The sequence below is a fragment of the Pseudomonas sp. D3-27 genome (assembly GCF_051132165.1).
Lineage (GTDB): Bacteria > Pseudomonadota > Gammaproteobacteria > Pseudomonadales > Pseudomonadaceae > Aquipseudomonas.
The window spans coordinates 2,282,333-2,307,220 of the sequence record NZ_CP071667.1; the positions used below are offsets into that span (position 1 = coordinate 2,282,333).

The following is a 24,888-nucleotide window of genomic DNA, read 5'->3' on the forward strand; positions in this document are numbered from 1 at the left end:
CTATTAACTAAGCTCTGTGTCATATGTCCCCGAGCATAGAAAGCGGCCCGTGCCGTCAGCTTTGTCCATGTTCACTTGAAAAGACCCTGAGAAATTTAAACTTGTGCGATTTAAATGGTAAGTGATCGTTCCTGACCTGGCTTTTTGTAGCGTCGGGTTTTGCGGATCCTCATAATTATTGAAATGCACAGTTGCATGTTGGTCGTGGTCCGTCACCGGTTCATTGGTTGCGTCTTTCCTATCTTTGGAGAACGTAATGGTGAACGTTCTGGGACGACCGTTTGCCCATTCGGTGGCAACCACCATCCATATATCGCCGCGGCCTGGCGTAACGGAGCTTTTAAGTTCGGTTACGGAGGCACGAAAGGGGGAGCCGTCCTCAAGAGTGGCGGTGAAGTCAACGTCCGTTGCACGTAAGGCAGATTTACTGGCTGCGCTGTTCATAGGTGAACTCCATAGGTTAATGAGAATACTCCAGTCGGCACGCTGTGCCATGCGTCTGGTTTCCTTATATAGAGCCCGTACTGCACTTTTGTATACTGTCAAGTATTACAGGTGTCCAGGCTGGGGTTTTGTGGTGGGGAACATGGTTGTGAAATTATGTAAGGGTTTTGCTCAGCGGCGGATGAGGGCGTATATCCTTCGCAGCTTGAGATTCTGAGCGCCTCGTACCTTTGGATACACCATGCCCAACATCCTCCTCGTCGAAGACGACGCCGCCCTCTGCGAACTCATCGCCAGCTACCTGGAACGCAACGGCTATCACGTCAGCGTGCTCAACCGTGGCGACCATGTGCGTGAGCGGGCGCGGGTCAATCCGCCGGACCTGGTGATCCTCGATCTGATGCTGCCGGGGCTGGACGGCTTGCAAGTCTGCCGCTTGCTGCGGGCCGATTCGGCGACTCTACCAATCCTGATGCTCACCGCCCGGGACGACAGCCACGACCAGGTGTCGGGCCTGGAGATGGGCGCCGACGACTATGTCACCAAACCCTGCGAGCCACGGGTGTTGCTCGCCCGAGTGCGGACGTTGTTGCGGCGCAGTAGCCTGACCGAGCCGCAGACGGTCAATGATCGCATCGTCATGGGCAACCTGTGCATCGACCTGTCCGAACGCACCGTGACCTGGCGCGGCCAAGCGGTCGAGCTGTCCAGCGGCGAATACAACCTGCTGGTGGTGCTGGCCCGGCATTCCGGCGAAGTACTGAGCCGCGACCAGATCCTGCAACGGCTGCGCGGCATTGAGTTCAACGGCACCGATCGTTCGGTGGACGTGGCCATTTCCAAGCTGCGGCGCAAGTTCGACGACAACGCCGGCGAGGCGCGCAAGATCAAGACCGTATGGGGCAAGGGTTACCTGTTCAGCCGCTCCGAGTGGGAATGCTGATCGATGTGGAAGCTGCTGATTCGCCTGTATCTGGTCACCATCGTTTCCTACAGCGCGGCGATCTATTTGATGCCGGAACTGGTGATCCGCCTGTTCCACGAGCGTTTCCAAACCTACAACCTCGACTATTCCCGTGGCCTGCAAACCCTGATGGTCAAGCAGTTCCGCGCCGCGCCCAGCGAGCAATGGCCGGCGCTGGCGGCGCAGATGGACAAGGAGTTCGAGCCATTGCGCATCGAGCTGGCGACCACCGGGGACGCCGGTTTCACCGCAACCGAACAGGCGCGTCTCAAGCGCGGTGAAAACGTGGTGCGCGTCGGTGACTGGGGTTGGCGAACCCTGGCGGCCGCGCCGCTGGACGAGCACACGGCGGTGAAAATGATCGTGCCGCCCGACCCGGCGGATGTCAGTTGGTTGTATTGGAGCATCAACGTGTTGATCGGCGCGACGATGCTGGGCTGCCTGCTGCTCTGGTTGCGGCCGCACTGGCGCGATCTGGAGCGTCTGAAGCGCACCGCCGAGCGTTTCGGCAAGGGGCATTTGAGCGAGCGCACGCACATTGCGCCGCGCTCGAACATTGGCAGCCTGGCCCACGTATTCGACACCATGGCCGGGGACATCGAGAATCTGCTCAACCAGCAGAGGGACCTGCTAAACGCCGTGTCCCATGAACTGCGCACGCCCTTGACCCGGCTCGATTTTGGCCTCGCTCTGGCGTTGTCGGAGGAGATGCCGACGGCCAGTCGCGAGCGTCTGCAAGGGTTGGTGGCGCACATTCGCGAACTGGACGAGTTGGTGCTGGAACTGCTGTCCTACAGCCGCTTGCAAAATCCGGAGCGGGTGTCGGAGCGGGTCGAAGTGCCGCTGGACGAGTTCATCGACAGTATCCTGGGCAGCCTCGACGAAGACCTGGCCGCGCCGGAGGTGGTGATCGACGTGCTGCTGCACGGGGCGCTGGAGCGTTTTGTACTGGACCCGCGCCTCACCGCCCGGGCTTTGCAGAACTTGCTGCGCAATGCGATGCGCTACTGCGAAAAGCGCATCCAGGTCGGTGTGCTGGTGGGTGATCAAGGCTGTGAGATCTGGGTCGACGACGATGGCATTGGCATTCCCGACAGCGAGCGCGAGCGCGTCTTCGAGCCGTTCTACCGCCTGGACCGCAGCCGCGACCGCGCCACGGGCGGCTTCGGCCTCGGCCTGGCGATCAGCCGCCGTGCCCTGCAAGCCCAAGGCGGCACCCTGACGGTCGGGGCTTCGCCGCTGGACGGGGCACGCTTCAGGCTGTGGCTGCCAACGCCGCCTTGAAGCCTGATGCAGTCCCTGTGGCTAGGGGATTTATGCCATTGGCGCCAACCCAATTCTTCGTTCCACCGCTCATCTGGGTGATGTTGCTGTTAGAGATTCCGACGAACCGTTTGTCGGTACTGTAATTGTTGACAGGTGTACGGGCATGCAGATCGCTTTAGTTTGCTGACGTGTGTTTACTTATTAGCTATCTCGCGGAGTCAGACATGAACAAAAGAAGCCCAGAAAAAAAACCGAAGCACAAGGTTTTATGACCGCTATGGCTGCGACGTTTAATTTTAAAGCGGAATCAGTTTCGTTTACCAACCCACCTGGATTGTCGGGATTCAATAATCCCCAGAGTATGTGGATTAATCCCTCCCCGGGGGTGGTGAACGGTGCAGGCACGTATGACGTTGGCCCATCATCGGAACAGGTTTATATGGATTTCAGTATGGATGAATACACACGTCCCGCGGTGAGCGGAACGATTCGGTTTGATGAATATGACGAGGGGAAGCTGGCCAAGGGAAACTTCGACGTTGAGCTTAATGAAGGGGTGAGTGTAAAAGGCGAATTCTCCCTAAGGCAATGGGTGGATTAGAAGTTCAGATCTGATCTGACAATTACCGGATTTATGGACGTGATTGTCAGGTCAATTCAGTTGATGCACTTATGGGATCTATCCCCGCTGGGCTGCGGAGCTGCTCAAATCATCCAAACAACCCCGCCGCAATATTGATCGAAAACCCCAATATCGCCGTATTGAACACAAAACCGATCAACGACTGCGCCAACACGATCTTGCGCAACTGCCGCGTGGCAACCCCCACGTCCGAGGTCTGCACCGCCACGCCGATGGTGAACGAGAAGTACAGGAAATCCCAGTAATTGGGTGTGGCCAGGCCTTCGGCAAAACGCAGCGCCGGTTCCTTGCCGTTCCAGGTGTAATACAGCCGGGCGTAGTGAACGCTGAAGATCACTCCGATCAGCAACCATGAGCCGATCACGGTCAACGCGGTCGCGCCATAGTGCAGCCACTTGCCGGCCGTTTGCAGGTCGCGGCTGCCGGCCAGTTCAAAGGTGATGGTCGCCAGGCTGGCCAAGGCTGCGATGCAAACCATCAACAACACGAGCCCGGCGTTTTCGTCTTCCATTTCGGCGATGCGCTTCACGTCCGGTGCCTTGGCCCGCACCGTGAGCCAGAACATCAACAGCAGATAAGTCCAGACCCCGACGTTCCAGCCGATCAGGATCTTGCCGATGACCGAGTCAGCGGGAATCGACAAACCCGCGGCCAGGCCAATGATCGTGGCCCAGGAAAGGCGCGGGTGAGTGCGGGTGAGGCGGGGCATGGGAACTCACTGTGACAAGGGAATACGGGTAGTAACAGTCATCCGGCAAACGCCGGGCTGGCGATGTCGCTGGATTGAATCAGCCGCACGCCGGCCTCCTGCATGCGCCGCATGGCCGCGTCCATCGAACCGTCGATATCGATGCCCCGGCAAGCGTCCAGAACGACGATCGCGTTGAAGCCAGCCATTCGCGCGTCCAGCGCCGAGTACATCACGCAGAAGTCCAGGGCCAATCCGACCATGTACACCGTGTCGATGCCGCGTTCCTTGAAGTAGCCGGTCAGGCCGGTCGGGGTCTGGCGGTCGGCTTCCATGAAGGCCGAGTAACTGTCGATGGCCGGGTTGCACCCCTTGCGAATGACCAATTGGGCATGAGGCAAGTCGAGGTCAGGGTGCAGCGCGGCGCCCGGGGTATCCTGGACACAGTGATCGGGCCAGAGCTTTTGTTCGCCGTAGGGGAGCTGGATGAGGTCGAAGGGTTGCTTGTCTTCATGGCTGGAGGCGAACGAGGCGTGCCCGGCGGGGTGCCAGTCCTGGGCGCAGACGACGTTCAGGAACGAACGGCCGAGTCGGTTGACCAGCGGCACGATTTCGTCGCCATCCGGCACGGCCAGTTGGCCGCCAGGGATGAAGTCGTTCTGGATGTCAATCACGAGTAAAGCGGTGGTTGTGGCTTTGGTATCCGCTAGGGTCATGCCGGCTGCTCCTGGGGGGAACTGAAGAGCTTAGCCGAATCGGTTCCGGCTCAGGTGGTTGTTTGTGCCGGGCACCGCATCGCGAGCTAGCTCGATCCCATATGGGCCGGTGGACGACGCCCTGCGGATAAGGGCCGCTACAGGGGAGCCCAGTGTCTTTCGTCGCAAATATTTTTTTGTATGATGGCTTTTTGATGCACTTCTGTAGCGACTGTGTAGAATCGCCAACTTTCAACCAGGCATGGAAGCAGTACGGCCTTAAGGTCACGAGAAAAAACCCATGCTCATCGGCAGCTATTCACCCGCTCTCGTTTCGTTTTCCCTGTTTGTTGCAATCCTGGCGTCCTACACCGCGCTGGATCTGGCCGGGCGTATCGCCACCGCTCAGGGGCGCGCCGTTCACTTCTGGATGGCCGGTGGTGCGTTGGCGATGGGGGTGGGCATCTGGTCCATGCATTTCATCGGCATGCTCGCTTTCACATTGCCGGTAGAGCTTGGCTACGATTTGGCGATCACTGCGCTGTCTTTGCTGATTGCCGTCCTTTCCAGCGGCTTTGCGCTGTGGTTGGTCAGCCAGCCACAACTGCGCGCCTGGCATTTGGCGTTCGGCGCGTTGGTGATGGGTACCGGCATCAGTGCCATGCATTACACCGGCATGGCCGCGTTGCGGATGCAACCGGGCATCGATTACGACCCGACGCTGTTCGGGGCTTCGTTGTTGATTGCCGTCGTAGCGTGCGCGGCGGCGTTATGGATCGCCTTTCATCTTCGCCAGAATACGCCTCACGTACGCCTGGCTCGTGCCGGCGCCGCCGTGGTGATGGGCGTCGCCATCGTCGGCATGCACTACACCGGCATGGCCGCGGCGCAGTTCCGCGAAGGCAGTTTCTGCGGGGCCCTGGATGGCTTGAGCGGCAAGGGGCTGGACAATGTGGTGCTGATTACCACCCTGGCAATCCTGGCGATTACCTTGCTGACTTCCATCCTCGACGCACGCCTTGAAGCGCGTACGGCGGAGTTGGCCAGGTCGCTGACCCAGGCCAACCGGGAGCTGACTCAACTGGCATTGCACGACCCCCTGACCGGACTGCCCAACCGTGTTTTGCTGGCCGATCGCATTGGCCAAGCCATGCACCGCGTGCAGGAACAGGGCGGGTGTTTCGCCTTGATGTTCATTGACCTGGATGGCTTCAAACCGGTGAACGACGCGTTTGGCCATCACATGGGCGACCTGTTGCTGCGGGACGTGGCCCTGCGCCTGCGCGAGGATCTGCGCAACCAGGACACCCTCGCACGGATCGGTGGCGACGAGTTCGTCCTGCTGGTGCAACTGGCCGAGCCGGACGACGCCCTGCGCCTGGCCGCTCGGCAGGTTGCATTGATCGGCGGCACGTTCCGGGTCGCCGACCATGACCTGCAGATCTCCGCCAGTGTCGGCATCTCGCTTTATCCGGGCAACGGCCAGAGCGCCGATGAACTGTTGATGAACGCGGACGCGGCGATGTATCACGCCAAGGGCGCCGGCAAGAACGGCTACAGCTTCTTCGACGCCTCGATGAACAGCAACGCCCGCAAGCAATTGCAACTGCTGCAAGACTTGCGCATCGCCGTCGAGCAGCGGCAGTTCAGCCTGCATTACCAGCCCAAGTTCGACGCCGCGAAGGGCCGTCCGGTAGGTGCCGAAGCGCTGCTGCGCTGGACTCATCCAACCCAGGGCCTGCTGATGCCCGACACCTTCATCGACCTGGCGGAGAAGACCGGGTTGATCATTCCGATCGGCGAATGGGTGCTCAACGAAGCCTGCCGGCAGATGCGCGAATGGTACGTGCTGGGCTACACCGACTGGCGCATCGCGGTGAATCTCTCGGCCTTGCAGTTCTGCCATGCGGGCCTGGTGCAGAGCGTGGCCAAGGCGCTGGAAACTCATCATTTGCCGGCCAACAGCCTGACGCTGGAAATCACCGAGACCACTGCCATGAGCGACGCGGACGCGAGCATGACGGTGCTGCAACAGCTGTCGGACATGGGCGTGGACCTGTCCATCGACGACTTCGGCACCGGCTATTCGAGCCTGATGTACCTCAAGCGCCTGCCGGCCAACGAGTTGAAGATCGATCGCGGTTTCGTGCGCGACCTGGAGCACGACAGCGATGACGCGGCCATCGTCTCGGCCATCGTCGCCCTCGGCCAGGCCCTGGGGCTGCGGATCGTCGCCGAAGGGGTGGAGACCGATGTACAACAGGACTTCCTGACGCAGTTGGGCTGCGATTCACTGCAAGGATATCTGCTGGGGCATCCGCAACCGGCCGAGCATTTCCTCAAGAACATCCGCCAATTCCCGCGCGTGGCGATCGCCTGAGGCGATTGCTCAGGGGACGATGTCGAACGCGGTGCTGCCCAGCCGCTCGCCATTGATCAGCACATGTACCGCATGCCGGCCCTCATAGTGTCGGCGCGTGGTCAGCTCGCGGATGTGCTGGGAGCGGCTGAGGTTGGCGCACGCCAGGGCGGGCAGGTCGAAGGTCCTGAGTTTAAACACCTTGGCCGACGTACCGCCCGAGGCTTTTACGTAATCGATCGCATAATCGATCACCAAGCGTTGGTTCTCGGGACAAGTCGATTGCACCTTGAACGACAACGTGACCTGCTCGCCCAGGCGAATCACCGCCGGCAGCACTTGCAGATCCGAGACCTCGACCTGCGCCTTACCTCCCGCTCCGATGACCGCCAGCGCCCGGGGGTTACCTTGCTTGATCAAGCTGCGCAGGGCATGCCGGGCGATCCAGGCGGTGTGGCGCTCCTGGAGCGGCCAGCCTTCGATGCGGTCAAGGACCCAGTCGGGATGCTGCTTGGTCACATCGTTCAGGTGGTTGGCGACGGATTTGCGCACGTACAGGCTGTCGTCGGCCTTGAGCGCATCGAGGATGGCGGCGGCGAGTTCCGGGTTGGCCTGGATCGGCTCCAGATGGAATGACCAGGGCAGGCGCGGGCGGCTGCCTTCGCTGGCGAGGCGGCGCACGTGCTCGTTGGCGTCCAGTGCCCATTCATGCATCACTTCTAAAGTACCTGCCAGGTCATCGCGCAGGAAATGCCGCACGGCGAATTCCGCGGAGCCGAACCGGGTGAAATACTTGAGCGCGTCCATGGACGCCTCGAAGGCATGCCGACCGTACGACGCCACGTAGTGCGGCAGGAACATGCTCACGAACATGCTGTTCAAACGCGGCGCCAGGGCACGCAGTACTTCCAGCGATGATTCGTAATCCAGCGGCAAGACCGTATGCAGACACTCGCTGACCCGCGCCATGCGCTGCATCACCGACAACTGCGCCAGCCCATCGTTGGTCATGTCCAGGAACGCCTTGGCATCGAACGCCGGGTACACCGCGCGCATTTCGGTGGCGATGTGTTCCAGGCGGGCGTTGTTGAAGATTTCCTTGAGGGCTGGGGAAGAGGTGGTGGTGCTCATGTTGGGTCCGTCCGGCGGGTGTTGGGCCAAGGCTCGCCACTATGCCATAGCCGCCACATGGGAACGGGGCCTTCAGAAGCAACAGTAAAAGGAATGATTCGCCGTCGCCGAAGTCCCAGATTCAGTACCTTGAATTAATTGGAGTTCTTCTATGCGCAAACCCACCCTCATCGCCAGCCTCGTCTTGATCGCCGGCCTCGGAGCCTTTGGGCCTGTCGCGCAAGCCGTCGAGAAAACCGGAGACGCCCTGGAGCATTCGCCAAGCAATGGCCGCCGGCTGGTGGAAAACGACCGGGTCCCGGCGGACTACCAGCGCTCGGACAGGGCCATGAAAGACTGGAAGCAGAAAAAGCTCGAGCAGCCGACAGAAGAGCAGCAATGGGTGCATATCGACGACAAGTACCTGCTGATCGAAACCGTGTCCGGCGCAATCGTCAAGATCGTCCCGGCGACACGCTAAAGCACTTCGCCTTTATCCCACAGATGAACCAACTCGCCAGGTGCCCGGTCCTCGGGCACTTGCAGCACCATTTCGTCGTCCTGGTCGTTGGCCCGGTAACGCACCTCGATCTGGAAATAACGCTGGTCGCCGCGGCCAGGGGTGGAAGAGGTGAGCGGCAGGCACCCCTCCAGCACCGAGCAGATGCGCGTGCGTTGGTCGATGTCGCATTGGGCGAACTCGATTTCCCGGGGCCGGGTCAGGGCATGGATGGCTGCCACGCCGCCCTGGCGCGACAGCTTTACGACCGCTTTGTCATCAAGGTCTGGCAGGGTTTTCATCCGTTCTCCTCGTTCAGGTCGACACCCACCTGTGCCCAGCCGTCCTGGACGGCTTTGACTTCCCGTTCGCCGAAACGCTGGCGGGCGTGCTCAATGGTCAGGCGAGCAAACGCGCTGAAGGACGCGTCGTTGGCCAGTTGCCTGTCGCACAAGGTGTCATACCAGATTTTCCCGGCCTTTTCCCAGGCGAATCCGCCCAGCGCGGTCGCCACCAGATAAAAGGCCCGGTTGGGAATGCCGGAGTTGATGTGCACGCCGCCGTTGTCCTCGCGGGTGATGACGAACTCGCGCATGTGCGCCGGCTGGGGATCCTTGCCCAGCAGCGGGTCATCGTAAGCGGTGCCGGGGTTGGACATGCTGCGCAAACCATCACCGTTGATCTTGTCGGTGAGCAGGTCCGCGCCGATCAACCAGTCGGCCTGCTCGGCGGTCTGGCCCAATACGAATTGCTTGACCAGTACCCCGAACACATCGGAAATCGATTCGTTCAATGCGCCGGACTGGTTGGCATAGATCAAGCCCGCTTCGCTTTCGGTGACGCCGTGGGCCAACTCGTGCGCCACGACGTCGAGGGAGCGGGTGAAGCGCTGGAAGATCTCGCCATCGCCGTCGCCGAACACCATCTGCGCGCCGTTCCAAAAGGCGTTTTCGTAGTCCTGGCCGTAATGCACGCTGCCGACCAGGGCAAACCCCTTGTTATCGATGGAGTCACGCTCCAGCACCCTCCAGAAAAAGTCATAGGTCGCGCCGAGGGCGTCGTACGCTTCGTCAACCGCAGGGTCGCCACTGGGCGATTGCCCCTCCAGGCGCATCGGTTGGCCCGGCAGCTCCATACCGTTCTGGGCATCGTGGATGCTGCGCGTTGGTTGGCCGGCCTTGCCGGGCTTGGGCAGCTTGGCGGACGCGGGTGGGTTGCTGGGTGGGCCTGGGTTATGGCGAAGGTTCTTGACATGAGTCAGGGTGCCGAGGGCGCTGGAACGCTGCTGCTCGGAGCCATGGGCGATAATGCGGTTGAGGATGTAAGGCGGAATGAAGCCGTGGAGCGGGCGTGAGTCGATCATCAGAAAATCCTTATCTGAAATGCAGGGTCGATACCCATGTGAACCACAGTGGTTGTTGCGGTTCCCTTTGCCGCAAAAGGTTGCCTGTCGCGCAGATATCTGCGAAAACCCCGCGCCTGGATCACACGGGAATAACGCCCATGAATGACGAGTTGCAAATCATCGACTTAAAAGAGGGCGACGGCAAAAGCGTAGTCAAAGGCGCGCTGATTACCACCCAATATCGCGGCACCCTCGAAGACGGTACAGAGTTCGATTCATCCCACAGTCGCGGCAAACCGTTCCAATGCGTGATCGGCACTGGCCGGGTCATCAAGGGCTGGGATATCGGATTGATGGGCATGAAGGTCGGCGGCAAGCGCAAACTCTGGGTGCCGGCGCACCTGGCCTACGGTGAACGGTCCGTGGGCGCCCACATCAAGCCCAACGCCAATCTCAGCTTTGAAATCGAGTTGCTGGAAGTCCTGACGCGGGACGATTGAGACGCCTTCGTTCATGACCGGTCGCTGAACAGCGGGATCCGTCCGTTGGTCGAGGGGCGGTAGTGCCAGGCTAGTTGATCCAGGCACGGCGTGCGTTCCAGGATTGCCTCCAGGGATGCGCGGGCGATGTCCATCGCCAGGGCCTGGCCTGGACATTCGTGGCGGCCGCTGCCGAAGCTGAAACTGCGCCGATTCGGGCGATCCAACAGCAGGGTGTCGGGCGCTGGGTTGAGCTGCGGGTCGCGGTTGGCCGCGGCTAGCAGCACCAGGACTGCGTCTCCCTGGGACAGCGCAGCGCCAAGGATCTCGCAGGGCGCGGCGATGAAACGTCGAGTGTTCTGCACGGCTGGGTCGAAACGTTGGACTTCGGCCAACAATGAGTTGATCAGCGTAGAGTCGTCCCGGAGCACTTGATGTAGCGCGGGATCACGGATCAACGCCAACAATGCGTTACCGATCAGGCCTGCGGTGGCCTCATGGGTTTGCGAAAGCAAGCCGATCAGGTTGGCGGTCCGGCTGTCTGGGTCGGCGTCTTCGAAGCCCTGGCAGATGCCGTTCAATAACTGACTGTCTCGCGCGACGATCCGCTCCTGGAAAAGCCTTGCCAGTTGCTCGCTGGCCCGGTGGGCGGCCTCCCGTTGTGGAGCTTGGCTCAGGGGCGACAGGCAGGCGACGAAATCACCCGTCAGCTCGCTGATCAGGTGACTGTCCGTCGGATTGAAACCCAGCAATTGCGCCACCACGCTGACCGGGCCGCTGAACTGCGCCTGGCGCACGCCTTCGGCGCCATGCCTGAGCAAGCGAGCCTTCACCAGCGCCTCGAGCTGGCGGGGATCGATGTCCTGCAACCTCGGCGCGATGGCCGCCCTCGGGCAGCGTTGTCGTTCACCTTCGTTCATCCGCATCAGGCGCCCGAACACTCGGCCGGCAGGCCCCTCGGCAATCGCCTTCGGCACCGGCTCGTGGGCGGGGCGCACGTGGCAGTCGGGATGATGCAAGACCGCGCACACCGCTTCGGCGCTGCTAGCGACCCAGATATTCAAGTGTGGGTCGAAGTCCAGCCCGCCGTTGGCGCGAAGGGTCGAATAATATGGGTAGGGATCGGCGTGTGTCGCGGCGGTGATCGGGTCCATGATGGTTGCCTCGTTCGTGCGGGGAGAGTGCTGCTACTATCTCCAGTCGACGCATGGCTTGATTCGTCCGGGAGCGAAATATGAACGCAGAGCAACACGATGTGGGCGTGTCCCAGGTGGCCGCGGCCATTGCCGAACCGGCCCGCACTCGAATGCTCTGCGCGCTGATGGACGGCCACGCCCGCACCAGCACGGAGTTGGCAAGCATCGCCGATGTCAGTGCCTCCACCGCCAGCGCCCACCTGGCGAAGCTCAAGGAGTCGGCGCTGGTGCGCTTGCATGTGCAGGGCCGTCATCGTTATTACAGCCTCGCCGACAAACGCGTGGCCGCTGCCCTCGAGGCGTTGATGGTGATCGGCCAGGACGCCGCGCCGACCTTCACCCCACGTACGCCGGATCGCCTGCAGTTTGCTCGCACCTGTTACGACCATATGGCGGGCACCCTAGCGGTGCGGCTGCACGACCGCTTGCTCGAAGCCGGATGGCTGGTCGAGGTGGACGGCCAAGGGTATCGGCTGAGTGAAACGGGTGAGGCGCTGTTCGAAGGCTTGGGTATCGATGTGCAGGCATTGACGGCCCAACGACGCCGTTTCGCCTGCCCATGCCTGGACTGGAGCATGCGCCGGCCGCACCTGGGCGGTGCCTTGGGGGCGGCGTTGCTGCAACTGGCGATCAAGCGCAAATGGCTGGTCCAGGACCTGGACAGCCGGGCGCTGGGGTTGACGGCCAGCGGTCGCAAGGAAATGGCAGGGCGGTTTGGGATCGATGCGGAATTCGATGCCATATCGACTGGCGCCATCGCGAGCAGGCTCGCTCCCACAATGGATTTGCGCTGAGCACAACACTCAAGACCACCCGAGATCAACTGTGGGAGCGGGCTCGCCCGCGATGACGGCGTCACATTCAATCCTTGTGCAAGCTGACCCACCGCCATCGCGAGCAAGCTCGCTCCCACAGTGGATTTGCGCTGAACACAACACTCAAGACCACCCGAGATCAACTGTGGGAGCGGGCTCGCCCGCGATGACGGCGTCACATTCAATCCTTGTGCAAGCTGACCCACCGCCATCGCGAGCAGGCTCGCTCCCACGATGGACTTGCGTTGAACACAACACTCAAGACCATCCGAGATTTCCTGTGGGAGCGAGCCTGCTCGCGAAGGCGGCCGCTCATTCATGCAGTCATATGGCGGCGCCGATATTCATCCGGCGTGGTGCCCATCATTTTGCGGAACATGCTGATGAACGCCGAGGCGCTGCTGTAGCCCAGGTCCAGGCCAATGGTTTCCACGCTCTGACCACGTTCGAGCAGGGCCAGGGCCTCGATGACTTTCAGGCGCTGGCGCCATTCCACCAAGGACATGCCCAGGTCCCGCTGGGCCCGGCGCATCAGTGTGCGCTCGGTGGTGTTGGCGGCGCGAGCCAGTTGCGGCAAGGAGCGCGGGTCGCTGGGATTGGCCTCCAAGGCCCGCAACACCGGACCCAGCAGCGGATCATCCGAAGAGGGCAGGTAACTGCCGACGTGGGGCGCCTGCGTCAGCTTGTCCACCAGCACTTGCAACAAGCGCTGCTGTTCGGGCGTCTGTGGCTGGCTCGGCGGGTCGCTGCGCAGTTCTTCCAGCAACGCGCGGATCAGCGGGCTCAGGGTCAGCGCGCAGGGGACGGCTGGCAGCGCACCGCACAGCTCGGCCGCCAGGTACAACGAGCAATGGCAGGCTTCATGCCGATTGAAGCCCACGTGTTCCATGTCCGGCGGCAGCCAGATGCCGTATTGCGGGGGCGCCAGGTAATGGTGCTGGGCGATCTCGATTTCCATCACACCGCTGTAGGAATAGACGAACTCTCCCCAGGCATGCCGGTGCCGGGGATACGTGGCGTGGGCCGGCATGCAGGCGCTGCGGAAGAAAATCGCCGAGGGTAGCGCCGCGTCGAACGGAGGAATCTTCAAGTGTTGGGCTGGAGGCTGCATATCGACCGCAATGGCGGATTACCGGGATGGCTTGTCGGGTAATCACTATATCCAGCAAAGCTGTCAGGCCGACAATCCTTTCATCTCTTTTTTGCCCGAGGACCTTTCCATGACCACCCGCCGTGCCCTGGATGGTCAGGTCATCGCCCTGATGACCGGCCTCTGTGCCATCTGGGGTTTCCAGCAAGTCGCGATCAAGGCCGGCGCCGCCGATATGGCGCCGATGTTGCAACTGGGGGTGCGCTCGGCCATCGCCGCGGTACTGGTCTGGCTGTTGGTGCTGGCGCGCGGTAAACGCCTGTCCCTGACCGACGGCAGTTGGCGCCCGGGCCTGTTGGTGGGGTTGTTGTTCGCCCTGGAGTTCGTGATGGTGGGTGAGGGCCTGCGCCACACGACGGCTTCGCACATGGTGATTTTCCTCTACACCGCACCGATGTTCGCCGCCCTCGGTTTGCACTGGAAGTTGCCAAGCGAGCGTCTCAAACCGGCGCAATGGCTAGGCATCACCGTTGCCTTCGGCGGCATTGTGGTCGCCTTCAGCGGCGGTTCGGGCGCGGCGAACGGCAGTTCGTTGCTCGGCGATGGCATGGGCTTGCTGGCCGGCGCGCTGTGGGGCGCGACCACCGTGACGGTACGCTGTTCGCGGCTGACGGACCTGCCGGCCAGCCAGACGCTGCTGTACCAGTTGGTGGGCGCCGGGGTGCTGCTGATCGGCATGTCGGCAGCGCTGGGGCAAACGACAATCAACCCCACGCCATCTCTTATTGCGAGCATGGCGTTCCAGGTGTTGCTGGTGTCCTTCGCCAGCTTCCTGATCTGGTTTTCCCTGCTACGCCGGTATCTGGCGTCGCAATTGGGGGTGCTGTCGTTCATGACGCCTCTGTTCGGCATCGGGTTTGGCGTCTGGTTGCTGGATGAGCCGCTGGAGCCGAATTTTATCGTTGGCGCTGCGCTGGTTTTGAGTGGGATCTTGCTGGTAAGCGGTTACGGTTGGTTTCGCCAGCGTTGGGGGCGATCGCCGGTATTGCGGCAAGAGTAACTGAACGCAGATGCATAAAAGCCCACCCTTGCTATGACAGAGGTGGGCTTTTTTACTGAAAAAATTCAGCTGCCCAGAGGGGCTTGGATCAAACCTTGACGATCCAACCCGCGGGCGCTTCCACGTCGCCGGTCTGCACGCCGGTCAGCTCTTTGTAGAGCTTCTGAGTGATCGGGCCGACTTCGGTTTCGCTGTGGAACACGTGCAGCTTGTCCTTGTAGCTGATGCCGCCAATCGGCGTGATCACCGCAGCGGTACCGCAGGCGCCGGCTTCCTTGAAATCCGACAGCTTGTCGATGAACACGTCGCCTTCGATCACTTCCAGGCCCAGGCGCGATTTCGCCAGTTCGATCAGCGACAGGCGGGTGATGCCCGGCAGGACCGAAGGGGAGTTGGGGGTGATGAATTTGTTGTCGTGGGTAATGCCAAAAAAGTTGGCCGAGCCGACTTCTTCGATTTTCGAATGGGTCAGCGGATCCAGATAGATGCAGTCGGCGAAGCTGGCCTTCTTGGCCTGGGAACCGGGCATCAGGCTCGCGGCGTAGTTGCCACCGACCTTGGCCGCGCCGGTGCCCTGTGGGGCAGCGCGGTCGAAGCTGGAGATCAGGAAGTTGTGCGGGGTCAGGCCGCCCTTGAAGTAGGCGCCGACCGGGATGCAGAAGATCGAGAAGATGAACTCGGGCGCGGTGCGCACGCCGATGTTGTCACCCACGCCGATCACGAACGGGCGCAGGTACAGCGCGCCGCCAGTGCCGTACGGCGGGATGAAGCGCTCGTTGGCGCGGACCACTTGCTTGCAGGCTTCTACGAACTGCTCGGTGTCGACATGCGGCATCAGCAGGCGGGCGCAGCTGCGCTGCATGCGGGCGGCGTTCTGGTCCGGACGGAACAGGTTGATCGAACCGTCCTTGCAGCGATAGGCCTTCAAGCCTTCGAAGCATTGCTGACCGTAGTGCAGGGCGGTGGAGCCCTCGCTGATGTGCAGCACGTTGTCGTCGGTCAGGGTGCCCGCGTCCCAGGCGCCATCGCGCCAATGCGACAGGTAGCGCTTGTCGGTCTTGATGTAGTCAAAGCCCAGTTTGTCCCAATTGATGCTCTCGTTACCCATGACACCCTCTATTTCCTGACAACCGTCGAAACGGTTCAAGGCTTCTGACGTTTTGAATGGGGACAACAATACTTCATTCCGGGGGTGTTTCGCAGCTTGCTCGATGAGGAGCAGGAGATATTTCCAGCCGACTCCCCCGTGGCGAGGGAGCTTGCTCCCGCTCGGCTGCGAAGCAGTCGTAACCCGTTAGACGCGGTGTGACTGAATAAACCCGTCGCCAGATTCAGGGCCGCTTCGCGGCCCAGCGGGAGCAAGCTCCCTCGCCACGGGATAACTGCCGTTAACAATGCAACGCATGCCCCAACGCCCGCAACGCCGCTTCCTGCACCGCTTCGCCCAGCGTCGGATGGGCGTGGATAGTGCCGGCGATATCTTCCAGGCGCGCGCCCATTTCCAGGGACTGGCCGAACGCGGTGGACAGCTCCGACACCCCCACGCCAACCGCTTGCCAGCCGACGATCAAGTGATTGTCCCGGCGCGCCACGACGCGCACGAAACCGCTTTTCGATTCCAAGGTCATCGCCCGGCCGTTGGCGGCAAAGGGGAAGCTCGACACGATGCAATCGAGCCCGGCAGCCTTGGCCTCGTCCGGCGTCTTGCCTACTACGACCACTTCCGGATCGGTGAAGCACACCGCCGCGATGGCGGTCGGGTTGAACTCGCGATGCTCACCGGCGATCAGCTCGGCGACCATCTCGCCCTGAGCCATGGCCCGGTGGGCGAGCATCGGTTCGCCGCTCAGGTCGCCGATGGCCCAGACGTTGCGCATGCTGGTCTGGCAATGGTTGTCGATCTTCACCGCCGAGCCGTTCATCGCCAGGTCCAGGGCTTCAAGGTTCCAGCCTTGGGTGTTGGGTTTGCGTCCAACCGCCACCAGCACCCGGTCAGTGTCCAGGTTTAACGTGTCGCCGTTGGGATCACGCACCTGCAAAGTGCTGCCCTGGGCATCGAAACCTTCGACGCTGTGCTTGAGGTACAGCTTCACGCCCAACTGCTTGAGCGCCTCGTGTACCGGTTGGGTCAGTTCGCCGTCGTAGGCCGGCAGGATCCGCTCCTGGGCCTCGACCACGCTGACTTGCGCGCCGAGCTTGCGATAGGCGATGCCCAGCTCCAGGCCGATATAACCACCGCCGACCACTACCAGGTGCTTGGGCACCGAGGTGGGGGCGAGGGCTTCAGTGGACGAGATGATCGGCCCTCCAATCGGCAGCATGGGCAGTTCTACGCTTTTCGAGCCGGTAGCCAGCAGCAGGTGCTCGCACTGGATGCGCGTGTCGCCGACCTCAACGGTCTTGCCGTCGATGACCCTGGCCCAGCCGTGGATGACCTGGACCTTGTTCTTCTTCAGCAACGCGGCGACACCAGTGGTCAGGCGGTCGACAATGCCGTCCTTCCATTCCACGCTCTTGCCGATGTCAAGGGTTGGCGCCGACACGGTGATACCCAAGGCCGAGCCCAGGCTGTGGTGGTGAGTCTGGTGAAACTGCTCGGCCACATGGATCAATGCCTTGGACGGGATACAGCCGATGTTCAGGCAGGTACCGCCCAACGCCTGGCCTTCCACCAGGATCGTTTCAATGCCCAGCTGGCCGGCGCGAATCGCCGCCACGTAGCCGCCGGGACCGCCGCCGATGATCAATAGCTTGGTGTTCAAAGTCTGCATCGCCTACTCCACAAACAGGGTGGCAGGTTGTTCGAGCAAGCCGCGCAGGGCCTGGATGAATTGCGCCGCGTCCATGCCGTCGACCACCCGGTGATCGAAGGAACTGGAGAGGTTCATCATCTTGCGGACCACGATCTGCCCCTTGATCACCACAGGCCGCTCGACGATCTTGTTCACGCCGACGATCGCCACTTCCGGCAGGTTCAGCACCGGTGTGCTGACGATGCCGCCGAGCGCGCCGAGGCTGGTCAGGGTGATGGTCGAGCCGGACAGCTCATCGCGACCGGCCTTGCCATTGCGGGCGGCCGTGGCCAGGCGCGAGATCTCCGCCGCGCTGTCCCACAGGCTGCGGGCTTCGGCGTGACGCACCACGGGCACCATCAGGCCGACATCGCTCTGGGTCGCAACGCCGACATGCACTGCGCCGCAGCGATGGATGACCTGGGCTTCGTCGTCATAACGGGCGTTCATCTGCGGGAAGTCGCGCAGGGCCACGACCAACGCGCGAACGAGGAAGGGGAGCAAGGTCAGCTTGCCGCGACTGGCGCCGTGTTTTTCGTTCAGGTGAACCCGCAGCTCTTCCAGCGCGGTGACGTCGATTTCCTCGACGTAGCTGAAATGGGCGGCGCGTTGAGTTGCTTCCTGCATGCGCTGGGCAATCTTGCGGCGCATGCCGATCACCGGGATCTGCTGCTCGTCATGGCGTTCGGCGTAACCCGAACCGCCCTTGGCCTGGGTCGACGGCCCCTGGGCCAGATAGGCTTCCAGGTCTTCATGCAAAATACGCCCGGCAGGGCCGCTGCCCTGGACCAGGCGCAGCTGGATACCGAGGTCCAATGCGTGCTTGCGCACGGCCGGCGAGGCCAGTGGACGCTCGTCGGGGTCACGTGCCACGGGGGCTTGCGGGATGCAGCGGGGTGCGGCGGTTTTTGCCATCACCGGTTCAGGCGTTGCCACTGGCGCTGGCTTCGGTGCTTGCGCAGCAGCAGCCGCAACCGGAGCCGGAGCCGGTTGCGAGGACTCCTTCAGGTTGCCCGCACCTTCCACTTCAATGCGGATCAGCTCGCTGCCCACCGCCATGACTTCACCCGGCTCGCCACCCAGGGCGATGACCCGGCCATGCACTGGCGAGGGGATATCCACCATCGCTTTGTCGGTCATGACGTCGGCCAGTACCTGGTCCTCGACGACCATGTCGCCCACCTTGACGTGCCACACCGACAACTCAACTTCCGCGATGCCTTCGCCGATGTCCGGCATCTTGATAACGTGCGTGCCCATTCAGACCTCCATGACCCGTTTCAACGCCGCGCCCACACGGGACGGCCCAGGGAAATACGCCCACTCCTGCGCATGCGGGTAGGGGGTGTCCCAACCGGTGACACGCTCGATGGGCGCTTCCAGGTGGTGGAAGCAGTGTTCCTGCACCAGCGAGACCAGCTCGGCGCCGAAACCGCAGGTGCGGGTGGCTTCGTGGACAACCACGCAACGGCCGGTTTTCTTCACCGATTTGACAATGGTGTCCAGGTCCAGCGGCCAGAGGCTGCGCAGGTCGATGACTTCCGCGTCGATGCCGGTCTCTTCGGCCGCCACTTGGGAGACATAGACCGTGGTGCCGTAGGTGAGCACCGTCACCTCCTTGCCCGGACGGGTGATGGCGGCGACGTCCAGTGGCACGGTGTAGTAACCGTCCGGCACTTGCGCCTGCGGATGCTTGGACCATGGCGTTACAGGGCGGTCATGGTGGCCGTCGAACGGGCCGTTATACAGGCGCTTGGGTTCGAGGAAGATCACCGGGTCATCGTTCTCGATGGAGGCGATCAGCAGACCCTTGGCGTCGTAGGGGTTGGACGGCATGACGGTGCGCAGGCCACAGACCTGGGTGAACATCGCCTCGATGCTCTGGCTGTGGGTCTGGCCGCCATAGATCCCGCCGCCGCAGGGCATGCGCAGGGTCATCGGCGCGGTGAACTCGCCGGCCGAGCGATAGCGCAGGCGCGCCGCTTCGGAAATGATCTGGTCCGACGCCGGGTAGACGTAGTCGGCGAACTGGATCTCGGCCACCGGCCGCAGCCCGTAGGCGCCCATGCCCACCGCCACGCCGACGATGCCGCTTTCGGAAATCGGTGCGTCGAACACCCGTGAAGTGCCGTACTTGTTCTGCAGGCCTTCGGTGCAGCGGAACACGCCGCCGAAGTAGCCCACGTCCTGGCCGAACACCACGACGTTGTCGTCGCGTTCGAGCATCACGTCCATGGCCGAGCGCAGGGCCTGGATCATGGTCATGGTGGTAGTGGTCATGGCGGTGTCCAACGCAATATTGTTGTTGTGATCGTTCATGTCAGATCCCCAACTGCTGACGCTGGCGCTTCAAGTGCTCCGGCATCTCTTTGTAGACGTCTTCGAACATGGTCGCGGCGCTTGGAATCTGCCCGCCGGCGAGGGTGCCGTACTGCTCGGCTTCTTTCTGCGCGGCGATCACCTCGGCTTCGAGTTCGGCGGTGACCGCCGCGTGCTCTTCTTCGGACCACTGGCCGATCTTCACCATGTGCTGCTTGAGGCGGGCGATTGGATCGCCCAGCGGGAAATGGCTCCAGTCATCGGCGGGGCGGTATTTGGAAGGATCGTCGGAAGTGGAGTGCGGGCCGGCGCGGTAGGTGACCCATTCGATCAGCGCCGGGCCGAGGTTGCGGCGGGCGCGTTCGGCGGCCCAGCGCGAAGCGGCGTAGACCGCCATGAAATCGTTGCCATCGACGCGAAGGGAGGCGATGCCGCAGCCGACGCCGCGCCCGGCGAAGGTGGTGGCTTCACCGCCGGCAATGGCCTGGAAGGTGGAAATCGCCCACTGGTTGTTGACCACGTTGAGAATCACTGGGGCGCGGTAGACGTGGGCGAAGGTCAGGGCGGTGTGGAAGTCCGATTCGGCGGTGGCGCCGTCACCGATCCAGGCCGAGGCGATCTTGGTATCGCCCTTGATCGCCGAAGCCATGCCCCAGCCCACGCCCTGGATGAATTGCGTGGCGAGGTTACCGGAAATGGTGAAGAAGCCGGCGTCCTTGACCGAATACATGATCGGCAATTGCCGGCCTTTGAGCGGGTCGCGCTCGTTGGACAGCAGTTGGCAGATCAGGTCCACCAGTGGCACTTCCCGGGCCATCAGGATGCTTTGCTGGCGGTAGGTGGGGAAGCACATATCGTCGATGTTCAACGCCAGGGCCTGGGCGCTGCCGATGGCTTCTTCGCCAAGGCTTTGCATGTAGAACGACATTTTTTTCTGGCGCTGGGCGACGACCATGCGGTTGTCGTAGATGCGCGTCTTGAGCATGGCCCGCATGCCCTTGCGCAGGATCTCGACGGGGATGTCCGCGGCCCACTCGCCCAAGGCATTGCCCTGGTCATCGAGCACGCGGATCAGGCTGCGGGCCAGGTCAGCGGTGTCGGCGGGTTCGACGTCGATGGGAGGTTTGCGCACCGTGCCGGCATCGGACAGATGCAGATAGGAAAAGTCGGTCTTGCAGCCGGGACGGCCCGAGGGTTCTGGGACGTGCAGGCGTAGCGGTTCGTACGCTGGGTTCATGGCTTTCTACGCTCGATCTTGTGAATTTCTTGTAGTGGGCGCGCTAGCTGACGAATTTCCCTGGGTAGGTGGGAAATTGTCCTACAACAATCATAGGCTCGACGAAGAAGAATATTTTTCTCTGTTGCCTTGCTGTTCAGATCATTTGCAGATAAAAAATCTGCACAACGATAAAAAACAGGAAATTTTGCCTCATGCGCAAATTGGATCGCACCGATATCGGCATTCTGAACAGCCTTCAGGACAACGCCCGGATCACCAACGCCGATCTCGCTCGCTCGGTCAATCTGTCACCGACGCCATGCTTCAACCGCGTCCGGGCCATGGAAGAGCTGGGGGTGATCCGCGAGCAGGTCACGCTGCTGGACGCCGACTTGCTGGGGTTGCACGTCAACGTGTTTATCCATGTCAGCCTGGAGAAGCAGGTGGAAGAGGCGTTGCAGCACTTCGAGGAAGCGATCTCCGACCGGCCGGAGGTCATGGAGTGCTACCTGATGGCCGGCGATCCTGATTACCTGATCCGTGTGTTGGTGCCGACCATTCAGTCGCTGGAGCGGTTCATGATGGACTTTTTGACCAAGGTCCCGGGCGTGGCGAACATCCGCTCGAGCTTTGCGCTCAAGCAGGTGCGCTACAAGACTGCGTTGCCGTTGCCGGCCAATGGGTTGACCTTGGGTACCTGAAAATCAAAGGATCGCAGTCTTCGGCAGCTCCTACAGGGGAGTTGTGGGTTTCTGACGGCTCATTGTTGCCTGACCCACCGCCATCGCGAGCAAGCTCGCTCCCACATCGGATTGTACTGTTGGTCGAGTTCTGCGATCACCGCTGAACCCTGTGGGAGCGAGCCTGCTCGCGATGGCGTCGGCATATTCAGCTCTGATGTAAGCAGACCCACCGCTATCGCGAGCAGGCTCGCTCCCACATTGGATAGGTGGCGACCTTAGAGCTGGTTGATCGGAATCTTCAGGTAGGTCACGCCATTGCCCTCGGCCGGCGGCAGGTGGCCGGCTCGCACATTCACCTGGATCGCCGGCAACAGCAACGTCGGCATGCCTAATGTCTTGTCGCGCTGGGTACGCATGGCCACGAACGCGGCTTCATCAATCCCATCGCGGACATGAATATTGTGCTGGCGTTGTTCACCCACGGTACTTACGCACTGGGGCTCGCGTTCCTCCGGTGGATAGTCATGACACACATACAGCCGCACGCCCGCCGGGAAGGCCAACAGCTTGCGGATCGAGGCGTAAAGCTGACGGGCATTGCCGCCCGGGAAGTCGCAACGGGCGGTGCCCACGTCGGGCATGAACAGCGTGTCGCCCACCAGGATCACGTCGCCATCGATCAGGTAGGCCATGTCCGCCGGGGTGTGGCCAGGCACGTGCAGGGCGGTGGCCTTGAGATTGCCGATCAGGAAGGACTCGTCGGCCGCGAACAGGTGGTCGAACTGCGAACCGTCGACGGCGAAGTGTGGTTCCAAGTTGAACAGGGCCTTGAACACGTCCTGCACCTGGCCGATGGATTCGCCGATGGCAATCTTGCCGCCCAGTTCCCGGCGCAGATAAGGCGCGGCGGACAGGTGATCAGCATGGGCATGGGTTTCCAACAGCCATTGCACCGTCAATTGATGTTCGCGCACATAAGCGATCACTCGATCAGCCTGTGCGGTACCGCTGCGGCCCGATGCCGGATCGTAGTCGAGCACCGGGTCGACCACCGCGCATTGCCCGCCGTCGTGTTCGTAAACCACGTAGGTGTAGGTCTTTGAAGCGGGATCGAGGAAGCTTTGGATCTGCGCGGGCATGGCAGCGGACCTGTGCAAGAAGAAGCGGTTGCAATGCGCAAGATTTACGACATATGGTCCGCAGCTTAAGTGAGGGCCACCGCGTCCTGCAAATGCGATCACGCCTGACAACAGACGTGCGCGGCTTGAGAGACCCCTATGTTACTGGCAAGTTTTTTCGGTGTGGTGATGGGCCTGGTTCTTGGCCTGACGGGGGCGGGCGGAGGTATCCTGGCCGTCCCGGCCCTGGTGTTGGGCCTTGGCTGGAGCATGACCCAGGCCGCGCCGGTGGCACTGTTCGCGGTGGGCAGCGCGGCGGCGGTGGGCGCCATCGATGGCTTGCGCCATGGCCTGGTGCGTTACCGCGCGGCGCTGTTAATCGCCTTGCTGGGCGCTGTGTTCTCGCCAGTGGGCATTTACTTCGCCCACCAGCTTTCGGAAAAAATCCTGATGGTCCTGTTCAGCCTACTGATGGTGCTGGTGGCGGCGCGCATGCTGCGCCGGGAAACCTCGCAGCCGGGCCCCAGCGATCACGGCGCGGCCAGCTGGGGCCAAAAGAATTGCATGCTCGATCGCCAGACCGGGCGGCTGGCCTGGACACCGCGCTGCACCGCCACGCTGTCGGCATTGGGCGCGGTCACGGGAATGGTCTCAGGTTTGCTGGGCGTGGGCGGCGGTTTCTTGATCGTGCCGGCATTCAAGCAACTTACCGACGTGCAGATGCGCGGTATCGTCGCCACATCCTTGATGGTCATCAGCCTGGTTTCGTTGATTGGCGTGGTCGGCGCGTTTCATGCCGGTGTGAGCATCGACCGGGTTGGGGCGGCGTTCATTGGGGCGAGTATCGTCGGGATGATCCTGGGGCGACGGTTCTGCGCGAAGGTGCCGGCGCGGGCGTTGCAGGTGGGGTTTGCCGGGGTTTGCCTGGGGGTGGCGGTGTTCATGCTGGTGCGGGCGTAGCGATCTGGTCAGGGGGCTTTTGTGGCGAGGGAGCTTGCTCCCGCTGGACCGGTCCGACGTCTCGGGCGCAGCAGGCCCATACGGTCTTGAGCCAGGGCGTCTGCTTCGCAGCCGAGCGGGAGCAAGCTCCCTCGCCACGGGGATCGGCGCGCCTTACAACTCTCGGCACTGCATCGAAAACCCCAACGCCACCGATTGCCCTTGCTCCAGCAAACGCAGCCCCGGCCGTCCTGGCAGGTGATGGGCATTGACCGGGTGACTTACCGGTTCGATGCAGAAAAAATCCAGCCCCACGGGGCAGTACAGCAGGAAGTAATCGCTGCCGCTGGCGCGGCATTCCAGTTCATAACCCAGGTCTGGTTGCTGGATCAGGCACTGGCCATCCCAACCACCGAAGCCGTTGTCGACGAGGGTATCCGGCAGTAACCGTGCGTGTTGGAAATCCCACTCCGAGGGAACATCCTTCAGTTCCGTTGGCAGTTTCGTGGTGTCGCACATCCAGACTTCGCTGGCGCGGGTTTGCAGGCGGGTATCGGCTGTGCGCGGGAAATACGGATGCAAACCCAACCCGTGCCAGGCGGCCTGTTCGGCCATGTGTGTGACGTGCAGCGCCATCTGCAATTGGCCGCCACTGAGGCGGATCCGCAAGCTGGCGCAATAGGCAAACGGGGTTTGGCAGTCGAGTTGCAACAAAACTTCCCCGGCACTCTGTTCGGCGACTTGCCAAGGTTGCTGCCAGGCACTGCCATGGATCGGAAATGGATCGTTGGGGCTGTTGGCTTCCAGGGCGAGCCAGCCGCCGGGGCAATCGAAACCGCCATGGGCGATTCGGTTCGACCACGGGATCAACGGGAAGCAGCCGAGCTTGCCTGGCAGGCCATTTTCCAGCGCTTGTGGCGCGGGTGGGCGTAGGAGGGGAGCGCCGGTGCTGCGCAAGGTCCATTCAACGAGGCTGGCGCCCAGGTGTGGGGCCAGGGTGAGGCGGGTCAGTTCGTCTTCGAGGTGGAGGAGTGGTGGTGTCATGGCGGCGTCTGATGGGTTGGCAAAGCTGGAGGGGAATACGCCCAAGTGTGGCGAGGGGATTTATCCCCGCTGGGCTGCGAAGCAGCCCTAAAGGCTTCAATCTCGGTGTATCAGACAAATC

General features: G+C 62.0%; 25 protein-coding genes. 10 read left to right on the top strand and 15 right to left on the bottom strand.

Annotated features, from left to right (window positions below):
- Positions 1–3: 3 nt before the first annotated feature.
- The gene (locus J3P92_RS10580; RefSeq protein ID WP_434700928.1) at positions 4–444 is read right to left on the bottom strand and encodes a hypothetical protein; all 441 of its coding nucleotides are present in this window, start codon (positions 442–444) and stop codon (positions 4–6) included.
- A 241-nt stretch (positions 445–685) separates the two neighbouring features.
- On the opposite strand from J3P92_RS10580, the gene J3P92_RS10585 reads away from it, so the two are divergent.
- From J3P92_RS10585 to J3P92_RS10595, 3 genes are all read left to right on the top strand, one after another.
- Complete coding sequence (locus J3P92_RS10585; protein WP_434650693.1) at positions 686–1,387, top strand: response regulator transcription factor; 702 nt, start codon at positions 686–688, stop codon at positions 1,385–1,387.
- 3 nt (positions 1,388–1,390) lie between these two features.
- The gene (locus tag J3P92_RS10590) at positions 1,391–2,692 is read left to right on the top strand and encodes an ATP-binding protein (protein WP_434650695.1); all 1,302 of its coding nucleotides are present in this window, start codon (positions 1,391–1,393) and stop codon (positions 2,690–2,692) included.
- Between the two features lie 250 nt (positions 2,693–2,942).
- The gene (locus J3P92_RS10595) at positions 2,943–3,275 is read left to right on the top strand and encodes a hypothetical protein (protein ID WP_434650697.1); all 333 of its coding nucleotides are present in this window, start codon (positions 2,943–2,945) and stop codon (positions 3,273–3,275) included.
- A gap of 109 nt (positions 3,276–3,384) precedes the next feature.
- Here the strand turns inward: J3P92_RS10595 and J3P92_RS10600 are convergent, their stop codons facing one another.
- Complete coding sequence (locus J3P92_RS10600) at positions 3,385–4,026, bottom strand: DUF1345 domain-containing protein (RefSeq protein ID WP_434610862.1); 642 nt, start codon at positions 4,024–4,026, stop codon at positions 3,385–3,387.
- Between the two features lie 38 nt (positions 4,027–4,064).
- Positions 4,065–4,721 carry a bifunctional nicotinamidase/pyrazinamidase gene (gene pncA, locus J3P92_RS10605; protein WP_434650699.1) on the bottom strand — a complete coding sequence of 219 codons (657 nt, stop codon included), beginning with the start codon at positions 4,719–4,721 and terminating at the stop codon, positions 4,065–4,067.
- Between the two features lie 280 nt (positions 4,722–5,001).
- On the opposite strand from pncA, the gene J3P92_RS10610 reads away from it, so the two are divergent.
- Positions 5,002–7,080: a putative bifunctional diguanylate cyclase/phosphodiesterase gene (locus J3P92_RS10610; protein ID WP_434563521.1), complete on the top strand. Its 2,079-nt coding sequence runs from the start codon at positions 5,002–5,004 to the stop codon at positions 7,078–7,080.
- 9 nt (positions 7,081–7,089) lie between these two features.
- Here J3P92_RS10610 and J3P92_RS10615 read toward each other — a convergent pair whose 3' ends face one another.
- Positions 7,090–8,190, bottom strand: a complete 1,101-nt coding sequence (locus J3P92_RS10615) for a DNA alkylation repair protein (protein WP_434563523.1) — start codon at positions 8,188–8,190, stop codon at positions 7,090–7,092.
- Positions 8,191–8,341: 151 nt separating this feature from the next.
- Here J3P92_RS10615 and J3P92_RS10620 point away from each other — a divergent pair, with 151 nt between their 5' ends.
- Positions 8,342–8,650 carry an RcnB family protein gene (locus J3P92_RS10620; RefSeq protein WP_434563525.1) on the top strand — a complete coding sequence of 103 codons (309 nt, stop codon included), beginning with the start codon at positions 8,342–8,344 and terminating at the stop codon, positions 8,648–8,650.
- Here the strand turns inward: J3P92_RS10620 and J3P92_RS10625 are convergent.
- Entirely contained in the window at positions 8,647–8,970 is a 324-nt protein-coding gene (locus tag J3P92_RS10625; RefSeq protein ID WP_420764479.1) for a protealysin inhibitor emfourin, read from the bottom strand. The two genes, J3P92_RS10620 and J3P92_RS10625, sit on opposite strands and share 4 nt — an antisense overlap.
- Positions 8,967–10,031 carry a M4 family metallopeptidase gene (locus tag J3P92_RS10630; protein WP_434650701.1) on the bottom strand — a complete coding sequence of 355 codons (1,065 nt, stop codon included), beginning with the start codon at positions 10,029–10,031 and terminating at the stop codon, positions 8,967–8,969. Before J3P92_RS10630 ends, J3P92_RS10625 begins: the two co-directional genes overlap by 4 nt.
- 140 nt (positions 10,032–10,171) lie before the next feature.
- Here J3P92_RS10630 and J3P92_RS10635 point away from each other — a divergent pair, with 140 nt between their 5' ends.
- Positions 10,172–10,513, top strand: a complete 342-nt coding sequence (locus J3P92_RS10635; RefSeq protein WP_434610870.1) for an FKBP-type peptidyl-prolyl cis-trans isomerase — start codon at positions 10,172–10,174, stop codon at positions 10,511–10,513.
- An 11-nt stretch (positions 10,514–10,524) separates the two neighbouring features.
- Here J3P92_RS10635 and J3P92_RS10640 read toward each other — a convergent pair whose 3' ends face one another.
- Entirely contained in the window at positions 10,525–11,646 is a 1,122-nt protein-coding gene (locus tag J3P92_RS10640; RefSeq protein WP_434650703.1) for a cytochrome P450, read from the bottom strand.
- An 80-nt stretch (positions 11,647–11,726) separates the two neighbouring features.
- On the opposite strand from J3P92_RS10640, the gene J3P92_RS10645 reads away from it, so the two are divergent.
- A complete protein-coding gene (locus J3P92_RS10645) occupies positions 11,727–12,482 on the top strand; it encodes an ArsR/SmtB family transcription factor (RefSeq protein WP_434650705.1) in 756 nt (251 codons plus the stop codon).
- Positions 12,483–12,819: 337 nt separating this feature from the next.
- On the opposite strand, the gene J3P92_RS10650 is transcribed toward J3P92_RS10645, so the two are convergent.
- Positions 12,820–13,614: an AraC family transcriptional regulator gene (locus J3P92_RS10650; protein WP_420764474.1), complete on the bottom strand. Its 795-nt coding sequence runs from the start codon at positions 13,612–13,614 to the stop codon at positions 12,820–12,822.
- Positions 13,615–13,723: 109 nt separating this feature from the next.
- Between J3P92_RS10650 and J3P92_RS10655 the strand changes: the two genes are divergently transcribed.
- The gene (locus J3P92_RS10655) at positions 13,724–14,653 is read left to right on the top strand and encodes a DMT family transporter (RefSeq protein ID WP_434650707.1); all 930 of its coding nucleotides are present in this window, start codon (positions 13,724–13,726) and stop codon (positions 14,651–14,653) included.
- Positions 14,654–14,741: 88 nt separating this feature from the next.
- On the opposite strand, the gene J3P92_RS10660 is transcribed toward J3P92_RS10655, so the two are convergent.
- From J3P92_RS10660 to J3P92_RS10680, 5 genes are all read right to left on the bottom strand, one after another.
- Complete coding sequence (locus J3P92_RS10660) at positions 14,742–15,761, bottom strand: branched-chain amino acid aminotransferase (RefSeq protein ID WP_420764472.1); 1,020 nt, start codon at positions 15,759–15,761, stop codon at positions 14,742–14,744.
- 280 nt (positions 15,762–16,041) lie between these two features.
- Entirely contained in the window at positions 16,042–17,424 is a 1,383-nt protein-coding gene (gene lpdA, locus J3P92_RS10665) for a dihydrolipoyl dehydrogenase (RefSeq protein ID WP_434650709.1), read from the bottom strand.
- A gap of 3 nt (positions 17,425–17,427) precedes the next feature.
- Positions 17,428–18,705, bottom strand: coding sequence for a dihydrolipoamide acetyltransferase family protein (locus tag J3P92_RS10670; protein ID WP_434650711.1), 1,278 nt, complete (start codon positions 18,703–18,705; stop codon positions 17,428–17,430).
- Positions 18,706–19,764 carry an alpha-ketoacid dehydrogenase subunit beta gene (locus J3P92_RS10675; protein WP_434650713.1) on the bottom strand — a complete coding sequence of 353 codons (1,059 nt, stop codon included), beginning with the start codon at positions 19,762–19,764 and terminating at the stop codon, positions 18,706–18,708.
- A 1-nt stretch (position 19,765) separates the two neighbouring features.
- Complete coding sequence (locus tag J3P92_RS10680; RefSeq protein ID WP_434610886.1) at positions 19,766–21,001, bottom strand: 3-methyl-2-oxobutanoate dehydrogenase (2-methylpropanoyl-transferring) subunit alpha; 1,236 nt, start codon at positions 20,999–21,001, stop codon at positions 19,766–19,768.
- 194 nt (positions 21,002–21,195) lie between these two features.
- Here J3P92_RS10680 and bkdR point away from each other — a divergent pair, with 194 nt between their 5' ends.
- Entirely contained in the window at positions 21,196–21,684 is a 489-nt protein-coding gene (gene bkdR, locus J3P92_RS10685; protein ID WP_420764468.1) for a Bkd operon transcriptional regulator BkdR, read from the top strand.
- Positions 21,685–21,941: 257 nt separating this feature from the next.
- On the opposite strand, the gene J3P92_RS10690 is transcribed toward bkdR, so the two are convergent.
- Complete coding sequence (locus J3P92_RS10690) at positions 21,942–22,805, bottom strand: MBL fold metallo-hydrolase (protein WP_434650715.1); 864 nt, start codon at positions 22,803–22,805, stop codon at positions 21,942–21,944.
- A gap of 138 nt (positions 22,806–22,943) precedes the next feature.
- On the opposite strand from J3P92_RS10690, the gene J3P92_RS10695 reads away from it, so the two are divergent.
- On the top strand, positions 22,944–23,744 hold the full coding sequence (locus J3P92_RS10695) for a sulfite exporter TauE/SafE family protein (RefSeq protein WP_434650717.1): 801 nt from the start codon (positions 22,944–22,946) through the stop codon (positions 23,742–23,744).
- 153 nt (positions 23,745–23,897) lie between these two features.
- On the opposite strand, the gene J3P92_RS10700 is transcribed toward J3P92_RS10695, so the two are convergent.
- A complete protein-coding gene (locus J3P92_RS10700; protein WP_434650719.1) occupies positions 23,898–24,767 on the bottom strand; it encodes an aldose 1-epimerase in 870 nt (289 codons plus the stop codon).
- Between the last annotated feature and the right edge of the window lie 121 nt (positions 24,768–24,888).